The sequence below is a fragment of the Micromonospora sp. DT62 genome (assembly GCF_049847285.1).
Taxonomy (GTDB): Bacteria; Actinomycetota; Actinomycetes; order Mycobacteriales; family Micromonosporaceae; genus Micromonospora; species Micromonospora reichwaldensis.
Window position 1 is genome coordinate 278169 of record NZ_JBNCOB010000001.1, and the last position, 21910, is coordinate 300078.

The 21910-nt window shown below is 74.8% G+C and carries 15 protein-coding genes and 5 tRNA genes; 10 read left to right on the forward strand and 10 right to left on the reverse strand.

What is annotated here, in order from left to right; all coding sequences use genetic code 11:
* The first annotated feature begins 355 nt into the window (after nucleotides 1-355).
* The 3 genes from ACPXCB_RS01230 (at nucleotide 356) to ACPXCB_RS01240 (ending at nucleotide 4695) form a co-directional block, all read left to right on the forward strand.
* The gene (locus ACPXCB_RS01230; RefSeq protein ID WP_425871368.1) at nucleotides 356-1213 is read left to right on the forward strand and encodes a universal stress protein; all 858 of its coding nucleotides are present in this window, start codon (nucleotides 356-358) and stop codon (nucleotides 1211-1213) included.
* Between the two features lie 96 nt (nucleotides 1214-1309).
* Nucleotides 1310-3727: a phosphoketolase family protein gene (locus tag ACPXCB_RS01235; protein WP_425871370.1), complete on the forward strand. Its 2418-nt coding sequence runs from the start codon at nucleotides 1310-1312 to the stop codon at nucleotides 3725-3727.
* A gap of 95 nt (nucleotides 3728-3822) precedes the next feature.
* Complete coding sequence (locus ACPXCB_RS01240) at nucleotides 3823-4695, forward strand: universal stress protein (protein ID WP_425871372.1); 873 nt, start codon at nucleotides 3823-3825, stop codon at nucleotides 4693-4695.
* Between the two features lie 85 nt (nucleotides 4696-4780).
* Here ACPXCB_RS01240 and ACPXCB_RS01245 read toward each other — a convergent pair whose 3' ends face one another.
* Entirely contained in the window at nucleotides 4781-7123 is a 2343-nt protein-coding gene (locus tag ACPXCB_RS01245; protein ID WP_425871373.1) for a heavy metal translocating P-type ATPase, read from the reverse strand.
* 191 nt (nucleotides 7124-7314) lie between these two features.
* Between ACPXCB_RS01245 and ACPXCB_RS01250 the strand changes: the two genes are divergently transcribed.
* Both ACPXCB_RS01250 and ACPXCB_RS01255 read left to right on the forward strand, forming a co-directional pair.
* Nucleotides 7315-8325 (forward strand): Acg family FMN-binding oxidoreductase, encoded by a 1011-nt coding sequence (locus ACPXCB_RS01250; RefSeq protein WP_425871375.1) that lies wholly within the window; start codon nucleotides 7315-7317, stop codon nucleotides 8323-8325.
* A 143-nt stretch (nucleotides 8326-8468) separates the two neighbouring features.
* Complete coding sequence (locus ACPXCB_RS01255; RefSeq protein ID WP_425872111.1) at nucleotides 8469-10100, forward strand: GAF domain-containing protein; 1632 nt, start codon at nucleotides 8469-8471, stop codon at nucleotides 10098-10100.
* Nucleotides 10101-10111: 11 nt separating this feature from the next.
* Here the strand turns inward: ACPXCB_RS01255 and ACPXCB_RS01260 are convergent, their stop codons facing one another.
* Nucleotides 10112-10750 (reverse strand): response regulator, encoded by a 639-nt coding sequence (locus tag ACPXCB_RS01260; protein WP_132233210.1) that lies wholly within the window; start codon nucleotides 10748-10750, stop codon nucleotides 10112-10114.
* Between the two features lie 232 nt (nucleotides 10751-10982).
* Between ACPXCB_RS01260 and ACPXCB_RS01265 the strand changes: the two genes are divergently transcribed.
* Entirely contained in the window at nucleotides 10983-11957 is a 975-nt protein-coding gene (locus tag ACPXCB_RS01265) for an Acg family FMN-binding oxidoreductase (protein ID WP_425871377.1), read from the forward strand.
* Between the two features lie 36 nt (nucleotides 11958-11993).
* Here the strand turns inward: ACPXCB_RS01265 and ACPXCB_RS01270 are convergent, their stop codons facing one another.
* The 3 genes from ACPXCB_RS01270 to ACPXCB_RS01280 form a co-directional block, all read right to left on the reverse strand.
* The gene (locus ACPXCB_RS01270; protein WP_425871379.1) at nucleotides 11994-12995 is read right to left on the reverse strand and encodes an NAD-dependent epimerase/dehydratase family protein; all 1002 of its coding nucleotides are present in this window, start codon (nucleotides 12993-12995) and stop codon (nucleotides 11994-11996) included.
* A gap of 209 nt (nucleotides 12996-13204) precedes the next feature.
* Nucleotides 13205-13279 (reverse strand) — tRNA-Val (locus ACPXCB_RS01275).
* Nucleotides 13280-13328: 49 nt separating this feature from the next.
* Nucleotides 13329-13401 (reverse strand) — tRNA-Gly (locus ACPXCB_RS01280).
* Between the two features lie 162 nt (nucleotides 13402-13563).
* Here ACPXCB_RS01280 and ACPXCB_RS01285 point away from each other — a divergent pair.
* Nucleotides 13564-13803, forward strand: a complete 240-nt coding sequence (locus ACPXCB_RS01285; protein ID WP_091620076.1) for a DUF6458 family protein — start codon at nucleotides 13564-13566, stop codon at nucleotides 13801-13803.
* Nucleotides 13804-14455: 652 nt separating this feature from the next.
* On the opposite strand, the gene ACPXCB_RS01290 is transcribed toward ACPXCB_RS01285, so the two are convergent.
* The 3 genes from ACPXCB_RS01290 to ACPXCB_RS01300 form a co-directional block, all read right to left on the reverse strand.
* Nucleotides 14456-14530 (reverse strand) — tRNA-Val (locus ACPXCB_RS01290).
* 13 nt (nucleotides 14531-14543) lie between these two features.
* Nucleotides 14544-14614 (reverse strand) — tRNA-Cys (locus tag ACPXCB_RS01295).
* A gap of 34 nt (nucleotides 14615-14648) precedes the next feature.
* Nucleotides 14649-14721, reverse strand: a tRNA-Gly gene (locus tag ACPXCB_RS01300).
* A gap of 304 nt (nucleotides 14722-15025) precedes the next feature.
* Here ACPXCB_RS01300 and ACPXCB_RS01305 point away from each other — a divergent pair.
* Both ACPXCB_RS01305 and ACPXCB_RS01310 read left to right on the forward strand, forming a co-directional pair.
* On the forward strand, nucleotides 15026-15628 hold the full coding sequence (locus tag ACPXCB_RS01305; RefSeq protein ID WP_132233198.1) for a TetR/AcrR family transcriptional regulator: 603 nt from the start codon (nucleotides 15026-15028) through the stop codon (nucleotides 15626-15628).
* Between the two features lie 170 nt (nucleotides 15629-15798).
* On the forward strand, nucleotides 15799-16374 hold the full coding sequence (locus ACPXCB_RS01310) for a TIGR03086 family metal-binding protein (RefSeq protein WP_425871381.1): 576 nt from the start codon (nucleotides 15799-15801) through the stop codon (nucleotides 16372-16374).
* 57 nt (nucleotides 16375-16431) lie between these two features.
* On the opposite strand, the gene ACPXCB_RS01315 is transcribed toward ACPXCB_RS01310, so the two are convergent.
* Nucleotides 16432-17610, reverse strand: a complete 1179-nt coding sequence (locus ACPXCB_RS01315) for an alkane 1-monooxygenase (protein ID WP_425871383.1) — start codon at nucleotides 17608-17610, stop codon at nucleotides 16432-16434.
* 287 nt (nucleotides 17611-17897) lie between these two features.
* On the opposite strand from ACPXCB_RS01315, the gene ACPXCB_RS01320 reads away from it, so the two are divergent.
* Complete coding sequence (locus ACPXCB_RS01320; protein ID WP_425871385.1) at nucleotides 17898-20801, forward strand: M36 family metallopeptidase; 2904 nt, start codon at nucleotides 17898-17900, stop codon at nucleotides 20799-20801.
* Between the two features lie 128 nt (nucleotides 20802-20929).
* Here the strand turns inward: ACPXCB_RS01320 and ACPXCB_RS01325 are convergent, their stop codons facing one another.
* On the reverse strand, nucleotides 20930-21811 hold the full coding sequence (locus tag ACPXCB_RS01325) for a hypothetical protein (protein ID WP_425871387.1): 882 nt from the start codon (nucleotides 21809-21811) through the stop codon (nucleotides 20930-20932).
* Nucleotides 21812-21910: the final 99 nt, after the last annotated feature.

Consider the following 21910-nt stretch of genomic DNA (forward strand, 5'->3'; position numbering starts at 1 on the left):
TTCGGCGGCCGCTTAATTTTAATATCCCGGGCTTGTTGTTTATACGACACCGCGCGGGGCCGGGCGCAGGGATCAAGCCTGACCGCCCGGAGCCGGGCACGGCGGGCCACACCCCACCACGACGCACCACAACCACCCGACGCACCCCCACCACCCGACACACCCCAATCACGCCACGCACCGCAAAAGACCGGACGCACCGCAACCACCCCACGCCAAGAGCACCGCCCGACCCCGCCGGAGACCCCAGCCCGAACCCCCACCCCACCGTCGCCCGCGATCCCGCCCCACCGTGCTACCGGCGCGACTAGCCTCGACAGGAGGGCCGGGCGCGACGCCTGCGGAGGTGATTCGGATGGCCGCACCCACCGACGCGGCGGTGCTGGTCGGGCTCGGCACGGAGCGCAACCTGCCCGTGGTCAGGCTGGCCGCGCAGGAGGCCGCCGCGCACAACCGCCCGCTGTGCCTGCTGCACGCGTTCAACTGGACGGCCGCGCTGCAAGCGCCGTCGGTCGCGGGGCCACGCGCGGACGCCGAGGAGCTGATGTCCCGGGCCTCGGAGATCGCCGCCGAGGTCGAGCCGGGGCTGCCGGTGGGCGGCGAGATCGTCGAAGGTGCCCTCGTCGACACCCTGGTCCGCCGGTCGGAGACGGCGTTTCTGCTCGCCGTCGGGGACGGCGGCATGGCGACCAGCGGCGAGTGCGTGTCGGTGGAAACGCCCACGGTGCAGGTCGCCGCCCGCGCCGGCTGCCCGGTGCTGGTGGTCCGCCGGGAGCCGCCCCCGCAGGGGCCGGTGCTGGTCGGGGTGGACGGCTCCGACAGCTCGCAGGCCGCATTGGAGTGGGCGTTCGAGTGCGCGGCCCGGCGGAAGGCGCGGCTGTCGGCGGTCCGCGTCGTCGAGCCGGAGCAGGGCGCGGAGGATGCCGAGCTGCTGGTCGGGTTGGTGGCGCGGTCGGCGCGCCGGTTCCCGTCGGTGGCCGTGGAGTGCCACACGATCCGCGGCGACCCCGGCAATGTCCTGGTGGAGCAGTCCCGTTCGGCGCAGGTGGTGCTGGTCGCCGCCCGGGGCGACGAGCCGTGGCGGGGCATGCTCGGCGCGGTGAGTCAGGCGCTGCTCTATCACTCCCCCGCGCCGCTGATCGTCGTGCGCGGGCTGACGGGGATTCCGGGGGACGGGCACGACGCCCAGCGCCCACGGGACCAACGGCCCTGATCCACACCGGCGTCGACCGGCGATGCTGGGGCCGGCCCGGACGAATCCGCGCTCCGAGGATGCAGGATTCCCCTACCCGCGAGAGGCTCATGCAGTATGGACACCGCTCTCGACCTGCACAGCCCCCTGACCGACGACGAGCTGCGCCGGCTGGACGCGTACTGGCGGGCGGCGAACTACCTGACCGTCGGGCAGATCTACCTGCTGGACAATGCGCTGCTGCGCGAGCCGCTGGCCCCCGAGCACGTCAAGCCGCGCCTGCTCGGGCACTGGGGCACCAGCCCCGGCCTGAACCTGCTCTACGCCCACCTCAACCGGGTCATCGTCGCCCGTGACCTGTCCGCCCTGTTCGTCACCGGCCCGGGTCACGGTGGTCCGGCAATCGTCGCGAACACCTGGCTGGAGGGCACCTACAGCGAGCTGTACCACCACATCGGCCGCGACGAGGCGGGTATGGCGCGGCTGTTCCGTCAGTTCTCCTTCCCCGGCGGCATCCCCAGCCATGTGGCGGCGGAGGTGCCGGGTTCGATCCACGAGGGCGGCGAGCTGGGGTACGCGCTCAGCCACGCCTACGGCGCGGCGTTCGACAACCCGGATCTGCTGGTGGCCTGCGTCATCGGCGACGGGGAGGCGGAGACCGGCCCGCTGGCGGGAAGCTGGCTCTCCAACGTCTTCCTCAACCCGGCCCGCGACGGCGCGGTGCTGCCCATCCTGCACCTCAACGGCTACAAGATCGCCAACCCGACGGTGCTGGACCGGATCGGCGAGGACGACCTCCTCGCCATGATGCGCGGCTTCGGCTACCAGCCGTACGTGGTCGCCGGCGACGACCCGGCGACGGTGCACCAGGCGCTCGCCGGCACGCTGGACCGGGCGCTGGACGAGATCGCCGCCATCCAGCGGCGGGCCCGCTCGGGCGGCGCCGTCGAGCGTCCCCGCTGGCCGATGATCGTCCTGCGTACGCCGAAGGGCTGGACCGGTCCGCGGGACGTCGACGGCAAGCAGGTCGAGGGCACCTACCGCGCGCACCAGGTGCCGCTGTCCGAGGTGCGCAAGAACCCGGAGCACCTGGCCGCGCTGGAGCGCTGGCTGCGCAGCTACCGGCCGGAGGAGCTCTTCGACGCCACCGGCGCACCGGTCGCCGAGTTGGCCGCGCTGCCGCCGAGGGGCGAGCGGCGGATGAGCGCCAACCCGGTCACCAACGGCGGGATGGTGCTGCGTGACCTGGCGTTGCCGGACTTCCGCGAGTACGGCGTCGACGTGCAGCGGCCGGGCGAGACCGTGGCCGGCGCGACCGGGACCCTCGGCCCGTGGGTACGCGACGTGATCACCGCCAACCCGCAGACGTTCCGCCTCTTCGGCCCGGACGAGGTGGCCTCGAACCGGCTCGGCGCGGCGTTCGAGGTCACCGGCCGGGCCTGGATGGCCGACACCGTGCCCGGCGACGAGCACCTCTCCGCCGACGGGCGGGTGATGGAGGTCCTCTCCGAGCACCTCTGCCAGGGCTGGCTGGAGGGCTACCTGCTGACCGGCCGGCACGGCATCTTCACCAGCTACGAGGCGTTCATCCACATCGTCGACTCCATGGTCAACCAGCACGCCAAGTGGTTGAAGGTGACCCGGGGCATCCCGTGGCGCAGTCCGGTGGCCTCGCTGAACTACCTGCTCTCCAGCCACGTGTGGCGCCAGGACCACAACGGCTTCTCCCACCAGGACCCGGGCTTCATCGACCACGTGATGAACAAGAAGGCCGAGGTGGTACGCGTCTACCTGCCGCCGGACGCCAACACCCTGCTCTCCACGATGGACCACTGCCTGCGCAGCCGGCACTACATCAACGTGGTGGTGGCCGGCAAGCAGCCCGCCCCGAACTGGCTGTCGATGGACGAGGCCGTCCAGCACTGCCGGCGCGGCATCGGGATCTGGGACTGGGCCAGCACGGACGCCGGCAGCGAGCCGGACGTGGTGCTCGCCTGCGCCGGGGACGTGCCGACGCTGGAGACGCTGGCCGCCGCGGACCTGCTGCACCGGCACCTGCCGGAGCTGAAGGTACGGGTCGTCAACGTGGTCGACCTGATGCGCCTGCAACCGCCGACGGAGCACCCGCACGGGCTGTCGGACAAGGAGTTCGACACGATCTTCACGCGGGACAGGCAGGTCATCTTCGCGTACCACGGCTATCCGTGGCTCATCCACCGGCTGACCTACCGGCGGACCAACCACGAGAACCTGCACGTACGCGGCTACAAGGAGGAGGGCACCACCACCACGCCGTTCGACATGGTGATGCTCAACGACCTGGACCGCTTCCACCTGGTCATCGACGTCATCGACCGGGTGCCGGGGCTGGCCGACCGGGCCGCCCACCTGCGGCAGGAGATGGTCGACGCGCGCCAGGCCTGCCGGGACTACACCCGCGAACACGGCGAGGACGACCCCCGGGTCGCGGAGTGGCGCTGGGTGCGCGAGACGGACCCGGGACTCCGGGGGGGGACCAGTGAGCGCGAGGAGTGAGCTTGCGAGCCCCGCAGTCGCGAACGAAAGGCAAGCCCAGTGAGCGCGAGGAGTGAGCTTGCGAGCCCCGCAGTCGCGAACGAGAGGTGGACCCGATGAGCGGCAACGAGATCCTGGTCGGCTACGACGGCTCCGCCGACGCCTCCGCCGCGCTGGAGTGGGCGCTGGAGGAGGCCGGCCGCAGCGGACGGCCGGTGCGGTTGGCGTACGTCTTCGAGTGGCTCACCGTGGCCGGGTGGATCGGTCCCGGCGTCGCTCCCGGCGTCTGGCCGGACGAGACGGCCCGCCGGCAGGTCGAGGAACTGGTCCGCAAGGCGGCGGCGGACGCGTCGGCCGCGCACCCGGAACTGACCGTCACGGGTGACGTGTTCGACGGGCCGCCCGCGCTGGTGCTCCAGGAACGCTCGGCGCAGGCGGACCTGCTGGTGCTGGGCACCCGGGGACACGGTGGCTTCGGCGGGCTGCTCGTCGGCTCGACCGCGGTGGCCGTCACCGCCCACGCGCGCTGCCCGGTCGTGGTGATCCGCGGCGGGTCGGCCGCCGGTGGGCGCACCGGGCACGTGGCGGTCGGCGTCGACGGGTCCGAGTCTTCGCTGCTGGCGCTGGGCTTCGCGTTCGAGCAGGCCGAGGCCCGGCGGGCGCCCCTGCACGTGGTGCGGGCCTGGCAGCCGCCCACCGGCCAGCGTCCGCCGTCGGGCCCCGACGCGCGGGAGGCCGCGGCGGCCGACCGGGCCGAGCTGGACGAGTCGGTGGCGCGGTGGAGCACGACGTTTCCCGACGTACCGGTGACCGTCGAGGTGGCGGAGGGTCGGCCGGCGTCCCTGCTGGTGGATGCGAGCCGCAACGCGTGCCTGGTGGTGGTCGGCACCCGCGGCCGGGGCGGCCTGAAGGGGATGCTGCTCGGCTCGGTCAGCCAGCAGCTCATCCAGCACGCGCACTGCCCGGTGGCGGTGGTCCGGGAACGCTGAGCGTAAGGGCGCCCTGCTGTCGCGGTCCGACGGCCGGGCGCCCTCCCACTCCCACCCGTCGGCACACCCCGGCCGGCGGGCACGCTCACCGGCTCTCGGCCGGTTCCGCCGGGCTGAGCGAGAAGTAGTCCTCCTCCTCCTGGGCGAGGTGCAGCCGCAGGATGGCCGCCAGGCCGTAGAGTGCGGCGAGCAGGTCGGTGAGCTGGTCCCGGCGCAGCGGGCCGTCGCCGGCCTGCGCGAGGTGGGCGCCGATGCGGTCCACCAGCCGCCGGATCTCCACGTGGGCGCGGCTCATCGTCGAGGTCGCCTCGGCGCTGCCCAGCGGGTCGGCCAGCGCCGGATAGAGCTGGCGCTCCTCGGCCGCCTCGTGCGGCAGCACCTCCCCGACCAGCCGGCGGTGCGTCTCGCGCAGCGTCGGCAGGCACTGCGGCGCGTCCGGCGCGGTGGCGACCAGGTCGGCGGTGTCTCCCAGCGCGGCGAGCACGTCGCGGATCCCGCCGTGTTCGGCCGCGTACCGGTCGAGCAGCTCCCGGGTGCCCGGCGGCACGTCGCGGCGGCGTAGCCCGCCCCCGAGGGCGCGCAGCGCGTTGAGGATCACCAGCACGTCGATGCCCTCCTGGAGGAACGCCCCGGCGACCGGCGGGAGCCAGCCCAGGGACGCGGCCAGCATCGCCAGCACCGCGAGGCCCATCCCCACGCTGGCGCTCTGCACCGCGATCCTGCGGGCGTACCGGGCGATCTCCACCGCGTCGGCGAGCCGGTCCAGCCGGTCGACGGTGAGCACCGCGTCGGCGACGTCGGCCGAGGCGGTCGCCCCGGTGGCGCCCATGGCCACGCCGACGTGCGCCTCGGCGAGGGCGGGGGCGTCGTTCACCCCGTCGCCGACCATCACGGTGACGGCCTGGCGCGCCTCCTCACGTACGCGGGTCGCCTTCTCCGCGGGCGCGCACCGGGCCACCACGTCGTCCACGCCCACCACCCCCGCCACCTGCGCGGCGACGTCGGGCCGGTCCCCGGTGACCATGACGATGCGCCGCAGCCCCGCCTCGCGCAGCCGGCGCACGGTGCGGCGCGCGTCGGGGCGTACCGGGTCCTCCAGCAGGATCGCCCCGAGCGGGTCCCGCTCGCCGCTGACCCAGACCACCGAACGGCCGGCCAGCTCGGCTCGGGACCGGGCGCTTTCCGCCCAGTCGGGCAGGTCACCGTCGAGCTGGCCGACCCGCACCTGCCGCCCGTCGACCGACCCGCGTACGCCCCGGCCCGGCTCCTCGGTCACCCCCGCCGGCTCGGTCAGCGACAGGCCCCGCTCGCGCGCCTGCGCCACCAGCGCGCGGGCCAGCACGTGCGGGGAGAGCTGCTCGACCGAGGCGGCGAGACGCAGCACGTCGTCGCGGTCCCCACCGGGGGCGGCCACGACCTCGGCGGCGCGGGGACGGCCGGCCGTCAGTGTGCCGGTCTTGTCGACCAGCAGGGTGCGGGCCCGGCCGAGCAGCTCCAGCGAACCGCCGTCGCGGACCAGCACCCCGCGCCGGGCGGTACGCGACAGCCCGGACACGATCGCGATGGGGGTGGCCAGCAGCAGCGGGCACGGGGTGGCGACCACCAGCACGGCCACCGCCCGGACGAACTCCCCGGAGAGCAGCCAGCCCAGCCCCGCCAGGACCAGGGTGAACGGCACGAACGCGGCGGCGTACCGGTCGGCGAGGCGCACCATCGGCGCCTTGTGGGCGGTCGCCTCCTCGGCGAGCCGGACGATCCCCGCGTACGTGCTTCCCGCCGCGTCGCGCGTCGCGCGCATGCCGAAGCCGGCGCCGGCGTTGACCACGCCGCTGGCGACCTGCTCGCCGGCCGCGCGCCGCACCAGCCGCGACTCGCCCGTCACCACCGACTCGTCGAGGGTCACCGGCTCGTCGACCTGCCCGTCGACCGGCACCACGTCGCCCGGCCCGACCAGCAGCCGGTCTCCCGCCGTCACCCGGTCCAGCGGCACCTCCTCGACGCCCCCGCCCGGGCCGCGCCGCCGGGCGGTGCGGGGGGCGCGGGCGAGCAGCGACCGCAGGTCCCGGGTCGCCCGCCCCTGGGCGTACGCCTCCAGCGCCCGCCCGGTGGCCAGCATCACCGCGATCACCGCCCCGGCCAGGTACTCCCGCACGATCAGCGCGCCGACGAGGGCCAGCACGGCGATCACGTCCACCCCGAACTGCCGGCGCCACAGCTGCCGCAGCACCGACCAGGCGGCGGGCACCAGGGCGGCCACGGTGGCGGACGCCCACACCACCTCGGCCGCGCCCCGGCGGCCGGCGAGCCACAGCGCCGCCCCGGCCAGCACCAGCACCAGCACCCCGGCCAGGGGCGCCCAGAGCAGCAGGCGCGAGCGGTCCCGCCGTACCGGCTGCTCCGGCACGCACTCGCGCGGTTCCGTTCCCACCTGCGGATCGTCTCAGCGCCCACCGCGCCAGGGAGGGCTTCCGCGCGAACCGGCAGGGGCGAGCTGCCCTGCCACGCGGGGACCTGCGTACCGTGCGTCGGCAAAGGGGATGGCGCAGGATGGAGCGGCATCCCCGCCCGGGGCACCGTCGGGCTGGGGCACGATGGGAAGAATACGGAAAGGTCGTGACCATGAGCCACGAGACACCGGCGGCGGAGCGTCCGCTGACCACCGCACTCGCGGAGGCCGCCGCGACGGCCGGGCATGCCCCGTCGGTGCACAACAGCCAACCGTGGCGGTGGCGGGTGCTGCCGGACGCGCTGGAGCTGCGGGTGGTCCGCGATCCGAAGCTGACGGCGACCGACCCGGAGGGTCGCCTGCTGGCGTACAGCTGCGGGGCGGCGCTGCACCACGCGCGGGTCGCGCTGACCGCGGAGGGCTGGACCGCCGTCGTGGAGCGGATGCCCGACCCGACCGACGAGGACCTGCTGGCCCGGCTGACCGGGATGGCACGCGCGGAGGCCGACCCGGAGGCCATGCGCCTGGTGCAGTGCATGCAGGTGCGGCACACCGACCGGCGCCCGGTCAGCGAGGAACCGGTGCCGACCGCCGCGCTCGGGGAGATCGCCGCGGCGGTCGCCGCCGAGGGCTGCCAGCTCCAGTTCCTCGACCGCGACAACGTCCTGGAGCTGGCCGCTGTCGCCAGCCGCGCCGCCTCGGTCGAGGCGGAGGACTCGCAGCTGCGCGAGGAGTTGGAGTACTGGACCAGCAGGGCCGGCACCGGCACCGGCCTGCCGCCGGAGGTGCTGCCCGCGGAGGCGCCGCAGACCACCGTGCCGGCGCGCGACTTCGGCCGCCCCGGCACCCTGCCGGTCGGTCCCGGGCACGACCGGGCCGCCGTGTACGGGCTGCTCTACGGCGACGAGGACGAGCCGGACAGCTGGCTGCGCGCCGGCGAGGCGCTCTCGGCCGCCTGGCTGACCGCGACCCGGCTCGGGATCTCCGTGGTGCCGCTGAGCGGGGTGGTGGAGGTCGCGGGCACCCGGCAGACGCTGCGCGGGCTGCTGGCCGGCCTCGGCTACCCGTACCTCGTGATCCGGCTGGGGCTCGCGGACCCGGCGCACGCGGGCCCGCCGCGCACCCCGCGCCTGGAGGCCGCGCAGGTGGTCGACACCTCGGCGGTCCGCTCCCCCGACGCGTAGCGCGGCCGGGACCACGGCCACCGGGCGGCTACCATAGCCCGGTGGCCGCCAGCGAACCGAGTCCCCGCCCCGAACCGCACGTGACCCCCTCGCTGGGGCTCAGCCCGCTGTCCCGGGTACGGCTCGACGAGCTGCTCCAGGAGATGCTGGACCGGGTCGGCGAGGTGGTGACCAGCCGGGAGCGGCTGCGTGCCCTGCTCGACGCGGTGGTCGGCATCGGCACCGACCTGGACCTGCGCAGCACCCTGCAACGGATCGTGGAGTCGGCCTGCGAGCTGGTCGGCGCCCGCTACGGCGCGCTCGGCGTGATCGGCCACGACCGCCTGCTGCACGACTTCATCACCTACGGCATCGACGCGGAACTGCACGCCAGGATCGGTGACCTGCCCCACGGACGGGGCGTGCTCGGCCTGCTCATCGACGACCCCCGCCCGCTGCGGATGCCCGACATCACCCGGCACCCGAAGTCCTACGGGTTCCCGCCGCACCACCCGCCGATGCACAGCTTCCTCGGCGTTCCCGTGCGCATCCGCGACCATCTCTTCGGCAACCTCTATCTGGCCGAGAAGCAGGGCGGCGCGGAGTTCACCGAGGACGACGAGGAGATCGTCGTCGCGCTCGCCGCCGCCGCCGGCGTGGCGATCGAGAACGCCCGCCTCTACGCGCTGGCCCACCGCCGGGAACGCTGGCTCGCGGCGACCGCCGAGATCACCACCGTGCTGCTGGGCGAGGTCCGCCGCACCGACGCGTTGACGCTGGTGGCGCGGCGCGCCCGCGAGGTCGCCGAGGCGGAGGTCGCCCTCGTGCTGCTCTACGACCCCGACGGCGAGAAGTTCACCGTCGAGGTGGTCGACGGGGCCGACGAGCAGGCCGACGCCCTGGTGGGCACCGCGCTGCCGGCGGCCGAGACCAGCTTCGCCGCCGCCGTCATCGAGGGCCGGCACGACCAGGTGGCGGACCTGGCCCACGCCGCGCCCTGGCCGGCGCTGCTGCGCACCGGCCCGGCGATGGTCGCGCCGCTGGCCACCGCCGACACCCTGCACGGGGTGCTGGTGATCGCGCACCGGGCCGACCGGGCGCCCGTCGCCAACGACGACGACATGGCCCTGCTGGGCAGCTTCGCCGGGCAGGCCGCGCTGGCCATGGAGCGGGCCCGCGGGCAGGAGGAACGGGAGCTGCTGGTGGTCCTGGAGGACCGCGAGCGCATCGCCCGCGACCTGCACGACGTGGTCATCCAGCGCCTCTTCGCCACCGGCCTGCAGTTGCAGAGCGCCGCCCCGATGACGACGAAGCCGGAGGTCGCCCGGCGGATCAACGCGGCGGTCGACGACCTGGACGCCACGATCAAGGACATCCGCCGTACCATCTTCGAGCTGCGCACCCCGATGAGCGCGGCGCTGCGCACCGAGATCCGGGAGGCGATCGAGGTGGCCGCCGAGGCGCTGGGCCACCGGCCCCGCCTGGAGCTGAGCGGGCCCATCGACAGCGCCGTCCCCGACGCGGTCCGCCCCGACCTCACCGCCGTGCTGCGGGAGGCGCTCTCCAACGCCGTACGGCACGCGCAGGCCGACCGCGTGGCGGTGACGGTGCGGGTCGACGCCGGCCGGGTGACCGTCACTGTCACCGACGACGGGGTGGGCTGCGACCCGGCCGCCGCGCGGGGCGGCCTGGTCAACCTGCGCGAGCGCGCCGAGCGCCACGACGGCGAGTTCGTGGTACGCCGGGCGGTGCCTCGGGGCACCGAGGTGTGCTGGTCGGTGCCGCTGCGCGACTGAGCCCGCAGGCGTCAGTGGGACTTGCCGAGGAGGCGGGTGGCGAGGACGGCCGCCTGGGTGCGGCGCTCCAGGCCCAGCTTGGCCAGCACGCTGGAGACGTAGTTCTTCACGGTCTTCTCGGCCAGGAACATCTTCCCGGCGATCTCCCGGTTGGTGAGGCCCTCGGCCACGTACTCCAGGATCCGCCGCTCCTGCTCGGTGAGCGACTTCAGCTCGCGCGGCTGCTCGACGCCGCTGCGGATGCGCTCCAGCACCCGGGTGGTGATCGCCGGGTCGAGCAGCGACTGCCCGGCCGCCACCCGCCGCACCGCGTCGACGAGGTCGGTGCCGCGGATCTGCTTCAGCACGTAGCCGGACGCGCCGGCCATGATCGCCGCGAAGAGCGCCTCGTCGTCCTCGTACGAGGTGAGGATCAGGCCCTTGATCGAGGAGTCCACCGCCCGGACGTCCCGGCACACGTCGATGCCGTTGCCGTCGGGCAGCCGCGCGTCGAGGATCGCCACGTCCGGCCGCAGCGCCGGGATACGCCGGGCCGCCTCCTGGGCGAGGCCGGACTCGCCGACCACCTCGATGTCCCCGCTGCTTTCCAGCAGGTCGGCCAGGCCACGGCGGACGACCTCGTGGTCGTCGAGCAGGAACACGCGGATCATCCCTCGTTTCTACCCGCTTCCCACCGCTTCCCGCACGGGTCGAAGGTCCCGAACCGGCAACAGGTCCCCGGCCGGCGGCAGTGCAGGTCGGGGCCGAAGTCCCTGACCGGTGACGGGGCCGGTCGGGCCCGACGGGACGGGACGTCCGGCCCTGCCCGGGCGACGCCCCGGTGACGCACGGTGGAGACGTACCACCCGCCGGCGCACGATCTGCCACGGAAGGAGCACGACCATGGACACCGGCTTCACCGTCGAGCAGCTACGGGCCGCCGCCACCGACGCCGTACGCGCGCCGTCGCTGCACAACACCCAGCCGTGGCGGTTCCGGCTGCGCGACGGCGGCATCGAGGTGCTGGTCGACCCGGACCGGCGGCTGCCGGCCACCGACCCCACCGGCTGGGGCGTGCGGATCGCCTGCGGGGCGGCGCTGTTCAACCTGCGGCTCGCCCTGGCCGTTGCCGGCACCCCGGCGACGGTGCGGCTGCGCCCCTACCCGGCCGAGCCGGACGTGGTGGCCCGGCTGGTGCCGGACGTGCCGCGCCGCCCCACCCCCGCCGAGCAGGCCCTGCACGCCGCCATCCCCCGCCGGTTCAGCAACCGCGCGCCGTTCTGGCCCGACGCGGTGCCCGCCGACGCCCGCTGGCGCCTCGCGGAGGCGGCCCGCGCCGAGCAGTGCTGGCTGGAACTGGTGGTCGGCGTCAGCGCGGTGAACGCGTTCGGCGAACTCGCCCGCAGTTCCCACCGGGTGCTGGAGCAGAGCCCGCAGTACCAGGCCGAACGCCAGGAGTGGGTCCGCTCCACGCCCGCCCCGGACGGCATTCCGGCCACGTCCGGCGGCCCGCAGGGCGAGCCGCAGGACCTGCTGCCGTCGCGGGGCTTCGGCGGCCTCGACCGGGCGCCCGGGCGGGACTTCGAACCCGAGCCGCTGGTGGCGGTGCTCGGCTCGCCCGGCAACACGGCCGTCGACCAGGTCGTCGCCGGGCAGGCGTTGCAGCGGGTACTGCTGACCGCTACGGACTCGGGGCTGGCGGCGTCGATGCTGTCCCAGCCGATCGAGGTGCCGTCGGCACGCGAGCAGCTGCGGCTGTCGCTGGGGCGGTTCGGCACGCCGCAGATGGTGCTGCGCGTCGGCTACGGCCAGCCGGGCTGGCCGACCCCGCGCCGCGACGTGGACGAGGTGCTCGACCTGCCGGTCACCCGGTCCTGACCGGCAGGTCGAGGCGGCACATTCCGTCCGACCGGGTCAGGCGCCCGCTGCGGAGAGCAGCGCCGCCTCCCGGTCGGGGTCGAGCCCGACGGGGGCGCGCTGCGGTCGGCCCGCCCGGGGCGGGACGGTGCCCACCTCCCGCAGCCAAGCCCAGGTGTCGGCGACCGTCTCGGCCCCCGGGCGGCAGGTCAGCCCGGACGCGTACGCGCGCTCGACGCCGCGCTCCTGCACCCAGCGGTACTCGTGCCCGGCCGGGACCCAGATCGGCAGGTCGTTCCACGGCTCCACGCCGGCGGCCAGGATCGGCCCCGGGTCGGTCCAGCGCAGCCGGGCGTCGGCGCCGGTGGCCGCGACGCAGGCGTCGAGCAGCTCCCCCATCGTCGCGTGCCCTGGGCGGCTCACCGCGTTGAACGTTCCGCCCGGGCCCGCCGCGCCCAGGTCCAGCATCCAGCCCGCCAGGTCCCGCACGTCGACGTACTGCACCGGCAGGTCGACCGGGCCGGGCGCCAGCACGTCCCCGCCCTTCGCGATGCGCGTCAGCCACCAGGGCAGCCGGCCGATGTCCTCCCCCGGCCCGAGGATCAGCCCGGCCCGGGCGATCAGCGCCCGCTCGCCGAACGTCTCCCGCACGGCCCGCTCGGCGCCGGCCTTGTTGGCCGGGTAGCCGCCCTCGTCGGCGTCCGGCTCCGCGTCCACCACCGGAGCGTCCTCGTCCACCCCGGCCGCGACGGGCCGCGCGTAGACGGATCCGCTGGAGACGTAGACGTACCGGCCGACCCGGTCGACCAGCGCGCGGGCGGCGTCGCGCGCCGCGCGGGGCGCGCCGTCCCAGGTGTCGACCACCAGGTCCCACTCGCCGTCCGCGAGCGCCGCCAGGCCGCCGGGCGCGGTCCGGTCACCCCGCAACCGGTGTACGCCCTCCGGCGTCGCGCCGTGCAGCCCCCGGTTGAACACGGTCACCGTCCAGCCCCGCCGTACGCCCTCGGCGACCGTCGCGCCGCCCACGAATCCCGTTCCGCCCAGCACCAGCAGCCTCATGTGCTCCACTGTGCCCGCTCCGGGCGGCGCCCTGGTCCCGTGTTCACGGTCAGCGGATCTGCCCACGGCAGAAACCGCCGACGGGATGGATCTTCCGCATGCTCATGGTGAAGCCACTGGGCCCCTGGAAACCGGTGCCGTTCGCCCGCCGGTCAGTCTGCCGCGGGGGATGTCCCTGCCCGCAGAGAGGGCGGGGCGGCCCGAAGACGTGGTGGGCGATACTGGGTTTGAACCAGTGACCTCTTCCGTGTCAAGGAAGCGCGCTCCCACTGCGCCAATCGCCCGGGGGTGACCGCCCGACCCGGCAGGCCGGATCACGAGGGGCGGATCGCGAGCGGACGACGGGATTCGAACCCGCGACCCTCACCTTGGCAAGGTGATGCGCTACCAGCTGCGCTACGTCCGCGTGCCGCCGGTGTTCGTCGGCGACGGGGGAAACTCTACCCGACGGCAAGATCGCCTGGCACGCCGCCCCGCCGACGGCCGGCCAGGCGATGATTGCGCTGGTCAGCCATGGGGTACTGGGTCCATCGACAGCACACCACATCCCCTGACCAAGGAGGCTGTCGTGGGTATCGGCACCAGCATCTTCCTGATCGCGCTCGGCGCGATCCTCACCTTCGCGCTCGACGCGAGCCTCGGCGGCATCAACCTCGACGTCGTCGGGTGGATCCTGATGGCCGCCGGCGTGCTCGGCCTCATCATGACCACGCTCATCTGGGGACGTCGCCGCCAGGTGGTCAGCACGACCGAGCCGGTCGAGTACCGGCGGGTCGAGGAGCGCCGGGACGTCGCCCCGCCGCTCTGACGCCGGTCCACGCGGCCGCCGGAGCTGAACGGTCGCGCAACGCACCGTCGACGTGCCGGTCACCCGGAGCAGGGTGGCCGGCACGTCGACGGTGCGCCAGCCGTACGACCAGCCCCGGCGCCCGACGAGACGAACGGCGGGCGGCGGGCGGCGGGCGGCGGGCGGCGGGCGGCGGGACATGCTGCCATATCGACGCTGTCGAGCTGATGTCACAGACGACTCAACCGCGACGCGGACGTCCAGCCCCGCGTCGGTCAGCAGTTCGGCGACCCGGTCCGGTCGCGCCGCCGCATCGGCATCACGGGTCACCTCCGCGGAGCCGCCCCCGTCCCCTGGCCGAAGCAGTCGCCTGCCAGCGCTGGCGGGTGATGTCGCAGGTGGTGCGCACCGAACCTGCTTGCCGCCGTGATCGCCCGGACGATGATGTCGTAGCCGACTCACCTCGACACGCACACGCGCGAGGCATCGCCCGGCCCATCTCGAGCCAAGGCCACGAGGCACCGCCCGTCCTCGGCGAACTGGCCCGCCGGTCCGCCGCCGGTGACTGCCGGTCCACGCCGCCGCGGCCATCGGCGTTGGTCGCAGTCACGAGAGCTCGGCGCAGGCGGGAAACGACGAAGGCCCGTCACCATTCGGTGACGGGCCTTCGTATTGGTGGGCGATACTGGGTTTGAACCAGTGACCTCTTCCGTGTCAAGGAAGCGCGCTCCCACTGCGCCAATCGCCCTCGCTTGTTACCGAGGTGGGGACGGGATTTGAACCCGCGTACACGGCTTTGCAGGCCGTTGCCTCGCCTCTCGGCCACCCCACCGAGGTTGCCCCCGTCGTGCGTGGCGGCAGCTCCGAGCGGACGACGGGATTCGAACCCGCGACCCTCACCTTGGCAAGGTGATGCGCTACCAGCTGCGCTACGTCCGCACGTCTCCGGCGTTAACCGGTGACGGATGAGAACTTTAGCCGAGCAGGCGAGTCGTTGCCAAATCGGGGTGGCTCCCGGCGAGTCGGGTGGGACGCGCGCGCCACCACCTGCGGCGGAAGGGTGACGTCCCGCCCGCCGCCTAGGCTTCCTAGGAGGATGGGCCGGACTCGTCTCGCCGCCCGCAGCCGGGGCGGCCCACGGCCGGGATCGACCCCGGGAACTGTCCGGCTTCCGACTCTGGCGGGCCAAACAGACCGTGATCCGTAACTGCCCGTGTTCGGTTGGATGGGCTACGGTAACGGCGTGACGAGACGTGCGGCGGAAATCCGCCTGGATGCCCTGCTGCGCACGGCCTGTGACGTGATCGTGGAACGCGGTCTGGCCAACACCCGCACGGCCGACGTGGCACAGGCCGCCGGGGTGAGCCAGGCGCTGGTCTTCTACCACTTCGCCACGAAGGACCGGCTGCTCGCGCAGGCGTTCGCGTACGCGGTGGAGCAGGATCTGGCCCGCCTGGACGCGGTGATGCGCTCCAGCGCCCCGCCCCTGACCAAGCTCCGCCGGATCGTCCGGCTCTACACGCCGGCGGGGCGGGCGACCTCCTGGGCCATGTGGATCGACGGCTGGGCGGAGTCGCTGCGTACCCCGGAATTGGAGAAGCTCTCCCGCCGGCTCGACCTGCGCTGGCGCGAGGACCTGGCGACGGTCATCTCGGACGGGGTCCGCGACGGCACCTTCGAGTGCGCCGACCCGTCCGGGGCGGCGTGGCGGATCAGCGCGGTGATGGACGGGCTGGCGGTGCAGCTCGCGGTGCACGACCGGGTGATCTCCCGCCGGCAGTTCGCCGAGTGGGTGCGCCTGCTCACCGCCCGCGAGCTGGGACTCGACCCGGCGCAGCTGGACTGAGCCGGCACCGCCCCAGCGGGTCCAGGCAGCGGGGTGCGGGTGAGCGCCGTGGTGGACGCGCCGGCGGCCAGGGTCCCGACGAGGACCGGCCGGGCACGACCGGCGCTCCGTCCGCCCGCGAAGCCGGCAAAACGGCTCGGCTCCCGGAGGCAGCCGGAACAATCGTCGGCATGGACCCGCTGGAGACGTACCGCCGCAGCCTGGCCGAGTTCACCGACCGGGTGGCGCAGGTCGGCCCCGACCAGTGGTCGGACCCGACCCCGTGTCCCGACTGGGACGTCCGGACGCTGGTCAACCACGTGGTGGGCGAGGACCGGTGGAGCGTCGCGCTGCTCGCGGGGCGGACGATCGAGCAGGTCGGCGACCGCTACGACGGCGACGTGCTCGGCCCGGACCCGGCCGGCGCGGCCCGGGAGGCGGCGGGGCAGGCCGAGCTGGCCTTCACCCACCCGGGGGCGCTGGAGCGCACCGTCGGGCTCTCCTCCGGCGAGACCCCCGCCGACGAGTACCTGCACCAACTGACCGCGGAGCACCTGATCCACGGCTGGGACCTCGCCGTGGCGATCGGCGCGGACCCCCAGCTGGACGCCGACGCGGTCGCCGCGTGCGCGCAGTGGTTCGCGCGGCGGATCGGCGACTACCAGCGGGGCCGGCTGGTCCGGTCGGAGGTCGACGTGCCGGCGCGGGCGGACGAGCAGGACCGCCTCGTCGCCGCCTTCGGCCGCGACCCCGACTGGGCGCCGTGAGGGACCCGACCGGAGGGGGCGGGAGTCGCGCGGCGGGCCGGGACGCGAGTCCGGCCGTCAGGCGGCCGCCGGGCCACGTCGACGGCGCTCCCGCAGCCGGCGCAGGGCCGGCGGGTGGACGTTGGCCAGCGTCAGGTCCCCGCCGTAGTGGGCGAGCACCCGGTGGTCCATCAGCCGCCGCCACACCGGCGGCACCAGCGCGGCCAACACCATCGTGGCGTAGCCGGCGGGCAGTTGCGGGGAGGACTCGAAGGTGCGCAGCGCCTGGTAGCGGCGCAGCGGGTTGGCGTGGTGGTCGCTGTGCCGCTGGAGCTGGAAGAGGAAGATGTTGGTCACGCTGCGGTCGCTGTTCCAGCTGTGCCGGGGGTCGACCTTCTCGTAACGCCCGGCGGGGGTGCGCTGCCGCGCCAACCCGTAGTGCTCCAGGTAGTTGACCACCTCGAGCAGGGAGAACCCGACCACCGCCTGGAGCGCCAGGAACGGCAGTACGCCCGGGCCGAGGGCGACGGCCAGCGCCGCGTAGAGCGTGAGGGTCATCGCGAACGCGTTGAGCACGTCGTTGCGCCACGTCCACGGGCTGCGGCCGCGGAGGCGGAACCGGGCGGCCTCCAGCCGCCACGCCGAGCGCACGCTGCCTGAGACGGTACGCGGCCAGAACGCCCAGAAGCTCTCCCCCAGCCGGGCGCTGGCCGGGTCCTCCGGTGTGGCGACGCGGGTGTGGTGGCCCCGGTTGTGCTCGACGTGGAAGTGCCCGTACGCGGCCGGCGCGAGGGCCACCTTGGACAGCCAGCGCTCCACCGTCTCCCGCTTGTGGCCCAGCTCGTGGGCGGTGTTGATGGCGATGCCGTCGACCACACCCATCGTGGCGACCAGGCCGGCCGCCCCGGCCACCGTCAGGTCGCCCCGGGCCCAGACCACGCAGCAGAGCACCAGGCCGGCGTACTGGGCGGGCAGGTAGAGGTAGGTCAGCCAGCGGTAGTAGCCGTCGGCGGCCAGCCGGGGCACCGCCTCGTCGGGCGGGTTGCGCCGGTCCTCGCCGACCAGCAGGTCGACCACCGGGATCAGGACGAACACGGCGGCCGGGGTGAGCCACCAGGCCCAGGCGTCGCCGGTGGCCCGCCAGGTCGCCCAGCCGACGAACGGCAGCGTCGGGACGAGCAACGCCAGCGGCCACCAGGGCCGGCGGCTGTCCCGCCAGCCGGCGGCGGTGGCGGGCGCTGTGGGGTCGAGGGCCATGGCCGGCCTCCGCTCTGTCGCGGTCCTCCCTCGACTGTGACAGCCGTCACGTCCGTGTACAAGGGACCGTTTTTGTCGAAAGCAGCGCAGGGAGGGGCGCCGTTCCGGCATCCGCGAGGACTCCCGCGACGCGCCGGGCCGCCTTGAGTAGGCGCGACCCTTGTCCCCACCCAGGCGGGCTGATATCCACAGATGCGCATGCGTTACCGCGCTGCGCGGGCCGGCGGAGGGCCGGCCACCCGCTCCCACGAGGAGGTCCCGTGGCACAACCGGAGTGGACACCCTGGATGAGTCGGCGTCGACGCCGGCTCATCCCCGTCCTGGCGGCGACCGCGGTGGCGGCCGCGCTGCTGCCCACCGGACCCACCGCAGCCGCCCCCACCGGCGGCGCCTCCGCCGAGCGGCGCTCCGGCCCGTTCGCCGAGGGGCAGCACCAGCACGCCGACGTCGACAACCGCCCCGGTACCGCCGCCCCCGACGCGCGGCAGCGGGGCCTGGCGCGCAGGGCCGACCCGGACGCCCGCTGGAACCGGCTCGGCACCCCGCACGCGCTCGGCCCCGGCAGCGCGCCCCTCGCCACCGGCCTGCCCGCCGAGCCGGAGGCGGCCGCCCGCGCGTACCTCACCGGGCACCAGGACCTCTTCGGGCTGGACGCCGCGGCGGTCGACGCGATGGACCGGGTGCTGGTCCGCCCGGTCGGCGCCGGCGCGGTCGTCACCCTCCGGCAGCGCTTCGGCGGCCTGCCGGCCGGGCACGACGGCCTGGTCACCGTCGCGGTCGCCGGCGGCAAGGTCCTCGCGGTCAGCTCCTCGCTGTCCCGGGACACCGCCGCGCCGTCGCCGGCCACCCTCACCGACGAGCAGGCGTACGCCGCGGCGCGCGCCGACGCCGGCCTGACCGCCGGGGCGGTACGCAGCCACAGCGTCCGCGCCGTCGCCGTGCCCACCCCGCTCGACGGGCCCCGGGCCGCCTACGAGGTGACCCTGATCGGCGCCGACACCGACCACCCGGCGGCGTTCACCAGCTACGTCGACGGGATCACCGGGCAGGTGCTGGTCCGCGAGGACCTCGTCGACTTCGACTCGGACAACCCGAGCTGGGCGGTCTTCCCGGCCACCCCGCCGCGCGACCTCGGCCCCGGGCAGGACCCCCGGGTGCGCTGGTGCGGGGACCCCGCGCCGGGCTGCCAGGCGACCTTCCGCGACCCGGCGACCGGCCAGCCCTGGGACGTCGACGCGGCCACCGGCACGCCGACCGGCACCGCCCGCGGCAACTCCGCCAACACCGTGCTGTCCTGGGGCGGCGGCACGCCGGCCGTACCGGCCACGCCCAGCCCGGAGCGCCGCTACGAGTACCCGTTCACCGACCAGTGGCACCAGGCCCGCTGCAACCCGGAGGTGTTCACCTCGGCGCAGCGCAACGACGGCGACGCCGCGATCGCCAACCTCTTCGCCATGCACAACCGGATGCACGACTGGGCCTGGCACCTGGGCTTCACCGAGGCGACCTGGAACCTCCAGGCGGTGAACCTGACCCCGCAGGGCCTGGGCGGCGACGCCGAGCAGGGCCGCGCCCAGCAGGGTGCGCTCAGCGGCAACCGGAACAACGCCAACCAGGGCACGCCGCGCGACGGCCTGCCGCCGACCACCAACATGTACCTGTGGCAGCCGCAGGCCGGCGGGCCGTACCCGCCCTGCGTGGACGGCGACTACGACATGACGGTGATCGGGCACGAGTACACCCACGCCATCACCAACCGCATGATCGCCGGCCCGGACAGCGGCATCAGCGGGCACCAGGGCGGCTCGATGGGCGAGTCGTGGAGCGACCTGCTCGCCGCCGAGTACCTGTTCCAGCACGGGCTGCGCGCCCCCGGCGAGACGCCCTACGTCACCGGCGGCTACGTCACCGGCAACCTGGTCAGCGGCATCCGCAACCACGACTTCAGCCGCAGCCCGCTGAACTACTCCGACGTCGGCTACAACACCGGCGGGCCCGCCGTGCACGCCGACGGCGAGATCTGGAGCGCCACCAACTTCCGGGTGCGCGCCGCGCTGATGAAGCGCTACGGCGTCGGCACCCCGCAGCGGCAGCTCGACTGCGCGCGCGGCACGGTGGCGGTGGAGCAGTGCCCGGGCAACCGGCGCTGGTCGCAGCTGGTCTTCGACTCGTTCCTGCTCCAGGCCGCCAGCCAGGTGAGCATGCTCGACATGCGGGACAACATGCTCACCGCCGACCTGTTGCGCTTCGGCGGCGCCAACCAGGACCTGCTCTGGGCGGAGTTCGCCCGCTCCGGGATGGGCCGCGACGCCGCCACCAACGGCGCCGCCGACACGGACCCGACGCCGAGCTTCGCCGCTCCGGGCGCCGACAACGCCGTGCTCACCCTGCGGCCGAAGGGCGACAGCGCCGACGCGCCGATCCGCGTGTACGTCGGGGCGTACGAGGCGCGGGCGGTGCCGGTGGCCGACACCGACCCGGCCACCGCCCTGCCGGACACCGTCGAGCTGGTGCCCGGCACCCACCAGCTGCTCGCCGTCGCGCCCGGCTTCGGCCACCAGCGGCTGACCGTGGTCGCCAAGGCCGGCAAGGAGGGGTACGTCGACCTGCGGATGAGCCGGAACCTGGCGTCCACGGCGTCCGGCGCTACGGTCACCGGTGACGGGGTCAACCTGGACCGCATCGCCGACGACACCGAGGCCACCAACTGGGCCTCCCTGGACGGGGTCGCCGGACGGCAGGTGACCGTGGCGCTGCCCGGGGACGCGCCGCAGGTCGTGAAGCGGGTGAACGTCAGCGCCATGCTGCGCCCGGCGATCGCCGGCGACGCCGACGCGGGCGGCCAGAACGCGCTCAGCGCGCTGCGCTCGTTCGCGGTGTCGGCGTGCAACGCGAAGACGACCGACTGCGCGGATCCGGCGAACTGGCGGCGGATCCACACCAGCGTGCCCGACGCGTTCCCGGGCGGGGCGTACCGGGCGTACGTGCCGGACATCAACCTGCGCGAGTTCGCGGTGCCGACCACGCTGGCCACGCACCTGCGGTTGGAGGTGCTGGCCAGCCAGTGCACCGGCGGCCCGGCCTACGCCGGTGAGCAGGACGACGACCCGGCGACCACCACCGACTGCGCGACGGCCAGCCCGGCGCGTACGCAGGTGCGCGTCGCCGAGTTCCAGGCGTTCTCGAAGTGACCGCCCGTCGGGGCCGGTCGGCGCGCCGGCCGGCCCCGACGGACCACCTCCGGCCGTCGACCCGGGCGGACCGCCGCTGGGCACGCGTCTCCGTGACTCCGCCGGACGGTCGTACCTGTGGCCCTCGGTCAGCGGCGCGCCGCCCGCCACCGTCCGGGCGCGACGGGCCGTTCCCGGCGCCGGTCCGGCCCGACGTCGTCGGCCGCGCCGGCCGCCCGGGTCAGGTGACGCAGCCGCAGCAGCAGGCCGAGGCCGAGCGAGAGCAGCAGTCCACCGAGCAGGAACGCGGCCTGCACAGCCCCGAAACCGCCGGCCCCCGAAACCGGCCGCCCCGCGCCGGCCGCTGGCAGCGCCCCGGCGGCCACCGGCTCGTCGGTCGCCGGCTCGTCAGTCACCGGCTCGTCGGTGGCGGGCGCCGCCCCCGGCTCCGCCGCTCCCCCGGTCTCCGCGGCCGGTCCGGTCGTCTCCGCCGTGGTGGCGCGCGGCTCCGGCTCCTCGGGCGCGGCCGTCCGGGCCGTCGACCCGATCACCGACCGCGTCGCCGTCTGCCGGGACAGCAGCCGCAGGTTCGCGTCGTACGCCTCCGCCGCGAGGGTGATCCGCCCCCGGGTGACGTCCCCGGCGAAGGCCAACCGGTAGCGGGCGGTGACCGTCCGCCCGGGGCAGAGCGTGCCCGGGTCGAGCCGGCGGTCGGTCAGCCGGGCCACGTCCCCGTCGGCGCGGATGTCCAGCGGGAACGAGCCGGTCTCCTCGACCCGGTCCATCCTGACCTGGTCGAGCCGCATCCCGCGTACCCGCAGCACCATTGACCAGCGGACCTTGACGCAGCCGCCGTCGTCACGGGAGACCACGGCGGAGACGGTCTCCACCCGGCCCCCGGCGGTGAACTCGTCCGGCAGGCCGCTCAGTTCGGTGGCGAAGGCCGCCTGCGCGGGCGCGGGCAGACCCGCCCCGGTCAGGCAGCCGAGTACCACCCCGGCCCGTAGCGCGTACCGCCACACGGTCGCCACCGTTCCCACCTCCCGTCGCTCGCCGCCAACCCGCAACGCTGCCAGCGCCGCCGCCCGGCCGGTAGACGGGCGTGTTCGCACCGATCGCCAAGCGCGGGG

Bases quoted from the DNA above. Each gene is read 5' to 3' on its own strand.
- ACPXCB_RS01230 (WP_425871368.1), top strand. From the start codon at position 356: ATGGCCGCACCCACCGACGCGGCGGTGCTGGTCGGGCTCGGCACGGAG.
- ACPXCB_RS01235 (WP_425871370.1), top strand. From the start codon at position 1,310: ATGGACACCGCTCTCGACCTGCACAGCCCCCTGACCGACGACGAGCTG.
- ACPXCB_RS01240 (WP_425871372.1), top strand. From the start codon at position 3,823: ATGAGCGGCAACGAGATCCTGGTCGGCTACGACGGCTCCGCCGACGCC.
- ACPXCB_RS01250 (WP_425871375.1), top strand. From the start codon at position 7,315: ATGAGCCACGAGACACCGGCGGCGGAGCGTCCGCTGACCACCGCACTC.
- ACPXCB_RS01255 (WP_425872111.1), top strand. From the start codon at position 8,469: ATGCTGGACCGGGTCGGCGAGGTGGTGACCAGCCGGGAGCGGCTGCGT.
- ACPXCB_RS01260 (WP_132233210.1), bottom strand. From the start codon at position 10,750: ATGATCCGCGTGTTCCTGCTCGACGACCACGAGGTCGTCCGCCGTGGC.
- ACPXCB_RS01265 (WP_425871377.1), top strand. From the start codon at position 10,983: ATGGACACCGGCTTCACCGTCGAGCAGCTACGGGCCGCCGCCACCGAC.
- ACPXCB_RS01270 (WP_425871379.1), bottom strand. From the start codon at position 12,995: ATGAGGCTGCTGGTGCTGGGCGGAACGGGATTCGTGGGCGGCGCGACG.
- ACPXCB_RS01310 (WP_425871381.1), top strand. From the start codon at position 15,799: ATGGACCCGCTGGAGACGTACCGCCGCAGCCTGGCCGAGTTCACCGAC.
- ACPXCB_RS01315 (WP_425871383.1), bottom strand. From the start codon at position 17,610: ATGGCCCTCGACCCCACAGCGCCCGCCACCGCCGCCGGCTGGCGGGAC.
- ACPXCB_RS01320 (WP_425871385.1), top strand. From the start codon at position 17,898: ATGAGTCGGCGTCGACGCCGGCTCATCCCCGTCCTGGCGGCGACCGCG.